Here is a 3,192-nt window from a genome sequence, read left to right on the forward strand (position 1 = left end):
ATAAACAAAGAGACTGTGGTTGTAGCCTTTCGAAAACCATCTGGTGGTAGGAGTTGAGAAACAATCCACAGTATCTGAAACAGTATAGCATAATGACCTTGGAGAGGGTCTATAAACACTACTACTTTATAATACGAGGAGATGAGTGACATGGAGCGACTGATGGAAGGCTTTTCCATGCTGACCTGGCAGCATTATCTGTTTGCAGCCAGCGTGGCTTATGTCATCACTTATATCTATCGCGTATTTTCCCGTTTGCTGGAAAGAAACAGGGAAAAGAAGAAAAACGGCGAAAAAACCTATGTCATCAAAACATTTGACAGACAGGCGGTGGATCGCTGCAAGGAGCTGTTTCCCGTTGATGTTCTTGCTTTCAAGGGCAGAGAATTCAAAAGAGGGGCACAGATCAAGGTAACGACCATCCAGAAAAATATCATTATCGGCGAGTTTATCGGGCTGAATCAGGTGAATCTGGTCTGCATCAAAACAGGCAATCAGATCATTGCGCATCAGCTGGAAAAGATCGCGGAAGTGACCAATGCAGAATAAAAAAGAGAGACTTTGGAGAACGTTCAAGGTCTCTTTTTTATGTGACAAAAGGATGGAAAATGCCACACATTCCTTGAGTTTCTGCGATTTTAACGCTATTTTAACGGGTCAAAATATTGAAAAAAAAGGAAGGGTGAATATAATAAAGTGAGTACAGACCGAGTGGTCTGTAATTTGGTATTGCAAAAATCGACGCTGAAACAGGAGCAGTTGCTGCTGTTTTTACATAAAAAATCCGGAAAGGGGGAACCCGATTGAAAACAGAAAATGCAATATTGGAAATGGCTTTTACCATGTTTTTGGAAAAGGGTTTTTCCGAAGTGTCTACCAACGAACTGATCCGTGAAACGGGGCTGACGAAGGGCGGTTTTTACTATTCCTTCAAAAGCAGAGAGGATCTGGATCAGCGGGTCGTGGAAAAATATATCCGTCCCTTCTTTGTGCGTCCTGCAGAACAGATGCAGCGCGTCTGGGAGGAAAAAAGACAGGATATCTCCACGGGGGAACTGCTCTGGCAAGGTTTTTTCATGCCCCAGCGGTTTATCAATTATCAGCAGGAGATCGGCAGAGAGGTGGCTTTCCGCAATTTCTATTTTCTGCTGTATGAAGGCATGAAGAAATTTCCTGAGGTGGCAGAGTATTTCAAAGAATGCAACATTCGAAAAGGAGAAAGCCTGCGCCGTATTCTGGAAAGAGGTCAGAGACGGGGAGAAATTTCCAAAACGATCGATCTGGAAAATTACGTTACGATGATCCTGGCCATGCAGGATGGCATTCTGGCGCTGAAGGTGCTGGATGACGGCATCGATGACGAGGAAAAATATAAAAACATACAAAAGCAAATGTGGAGAGATATTTCCACGGAGAGTAACGAAGTATACAGAGATGGAGGTGTGACAAGTGCAGTATCATAAATATGACAATACATACAAAATGGGTATTGATATCGGCTCTACAACCGTAAAGGTGGTGCTGACCGACGCAAAAAATGAGATCGCATTTGCAAGATACAGAAGACACTTTTCTGAAATCAAAAAGACAGTAAAAGACATCCTGAAGGAAGCGAAAGAGGAAATCGGCCATGCCATTTTCTCCGCTATGATCACAGGTTCCGGCGGCGTTGCGCTGGCAAAGGCCATCGGCGTGGAATTCATTCAGGAAGTCGTTGCCACAGCCAATGCCATTGAGGCATCCGCGCCCCAGACAGATGTAGCCATCGAACTGGGCGGCGAAGACGCAAAAATCATCTATTTCGAAGGCGGCAACGTAGAACAGAGAATGAACGGTGTTTGTGCCGGCGGTACAGGCTCCTTTATCGACCAGATGGCATCCCTGCTGCAGACAGATGCGACAGGTCTGAATGAACTGGCAAAAAAATACGAAGTGATCTATCCCATCGCTTCCCGCTGCGGCGTATTTGCAAAAACAGATATCCAGCCCCTGATCAACGAAGGCGCAAGAAAAGAAGACCTGGCAGCATCCATCTTCCAGGCGGTAGTCAACCAGACCATCGCCGGCCTGGCTTGCGGCAAGCCCATCCGCGGTCATGTGGCATTCCTGGGCGGCCCCCTGCATTTCCTGTCCGAACTGCGCAGCCGTTTCATCGAAACACTGAAGCTGACAGACGAAACAACCATCATTCCCGAAAATTCCCACCTGTTTGCGGCATACGGCACAGCGGTTTCCAATAAAGGTGAAGCAGAACTGGATTTCAACAGCCTGCTGGAAAGACTGGAAAACGGCGTGGAACTGACAGCGGAAGTAACTCGTATGGATCCTCTGTTCAAGGATGCGGAAGATTACGAAAAATTTAAGGATCGCCATGACAGAGATAAAGTAAAACGCATCCCCCTGTCCAATTACCACGGCGATGCGTTCCTTGGCATCGATGCCGGCTCCACCACAACAAAGGTGGCACTGGTTTCCGATAAGGGCGACCTCCTGTATTCCTTCTATGCGGGCAACGAAGGCAGCCCTCTGAACGTGGTAATGAAGAGCCTGAATGAAATGTACGATATGATGCCCGCAGATGTAGTGATCCGTAACTCCTGTGTTACAGGCTACGGCGAAGGCCTCATCAAGGAAGCCCTGATGATCGATCTGGGCTATATCGAAACCGTTGCCCACTACAAAGCGGCACAGTTCTTCAAACCCGATGTTGACTTTATTCTGGATATCGGCGGTCAGGATATGAAATGTATCCGCATCAAGGATAATGTCATCGACAGCGTACTGTTGAACGAAGCATGTTCTTCCGGCTGCGGTTCCTTTATCGAAACTTTCGCAAAATCTCTGAACTATACGGTACAGGATTTCGCAAAAGTGGCACTGTTTGCAAAGAATCCCATCGATCTGGGCTCCAGATGTACTGTTTTCATGAATTCCCGTGTAAAACAGGCGCAGAAGGAAGGCGCGGAAGTCGGCGATATTTCCGCCGGTCTGGCATATTCCGTTATCAAAAACGCACTGCTGAAGGTAATCAAAATTTCCGACCCTAAGGCTATGGGCAAATCCATGGTGGTACAGGGCGGTACCTTCTATAACGATGCAGTACTGAAAAGCTTTGAACTGATTTCCGGCAGAGAAGCCGTAAGACCCGATATCGCAGGCATCATGGGTGCTTTCGGCGCAGGTCTGATCGCG

The 3,192-nt window shown here is 47.1% G+C and carries 3 protein-coding genes; all 3 read left to right on the forward strand.

Features of this window, described 5'->3' with window-relative positions:
• Positions 1–150: 150 nt before the first annotated feature.
• Positions 151–549 carry a hypothetical protein gene (locus ACJMLT_RS00925; protein WP_405725201.1) on the forward strand — a complete coding sequence of 133 codons (399 nt, stop codon included), beginning with the start codon at positions 151–153 and terminating at the stop codon, positions 547–549.
• Between the two features lie 254 nt (positions 550–803).
• Complete coding sequence (locus ACJMLT_RS00930) at positions 804–1,463, forward strand: TetR/AcrR family transcriptional regulator (RefSeq protein ID WP_405725204.1); 660 nt, start codon at positions 804–806, stop codon at positions 1,461–1,463.
• 19 nt (positions 1,464–1,482) lie between these two features.
• On the forward strand, positions 1,483–3,192 hold a 1,710-nt coding region (locus ACJMLT_RS00935), incomplete at its 3' end, for a BadF/BadG/BcrA/BcrD ATPase family protein (RefSeq protein ID WP_405725207.1).

The sequence above is a fragment of the Anaerotignum sp. genome (assembly GCF_045122575.1).
Taxonomy (GTDB): Bacteria; Bacillota; Clostridia; order Lachnospirales; family Anaerotignaceae; genus Anaerotignum_A.